We start from the raw sequence: 454 nt of genomic DNA, 5'->3' as shown, positions 1-454 counted from the left end.
CAAAAAGGCCGTCTGAAATTTTTCAGACGGCCTTGTCTTTAGAGACAGCTTAGAATTTGTGATACAGGCCCACAGAAGCGGCTTTTTGTTCAACGCCGCCTTTGTTGGCTGCAGTCAGACGGGTTTTGTTGCCGACTTTCAGATACGCCAGTTGGGCAACTACGCCGGTGCGTTTGCTGAAGGTGTATTGGCCGCCGACAACGACTTGGTCGAATTTATCCACCAATTTTTCTCCACTGTTCACGCCCTTGGCAGGCCAGCCGTGCGCGTAAGTAATGCGTGGGGTGACATTGCCCAATTTGTAGCCGACTGTTACCGCCGCATCAACTACTTTCACGGCTTCAGATTTGCCTGAATCGACAGTAATGTCAATACCCTTGTACTCATTACAACCATCGGTGAAATAGCCTAAATATTCGTTGCCTGTCTCATGGCCTTTGGCATAGTGTACGCC

Annotated in this window: 1 protein-coding gene; it reads right to left on the bottom strand. The window is 49.6% G+C overall.

The features are described 5' to 3' along the window. Positions 1 to 49: 49 nt before the first annotated feature. A partial coding sequence (locus ACTHUM_RS19640; RefSeq protein WP_440403960.1) for a porin occupies positions 50 to 454 on the bottom strand: 405 nt, incomplete at its 5' end.

This window comes from Neisseria sp. P0021.S006 (assembly GCF_051956895.1).
The sequence above is the reverse complement of the archived record's forward strand: the minus strand, read 5'-3'. Positions and strand labels throughout refer to the sequence as shown.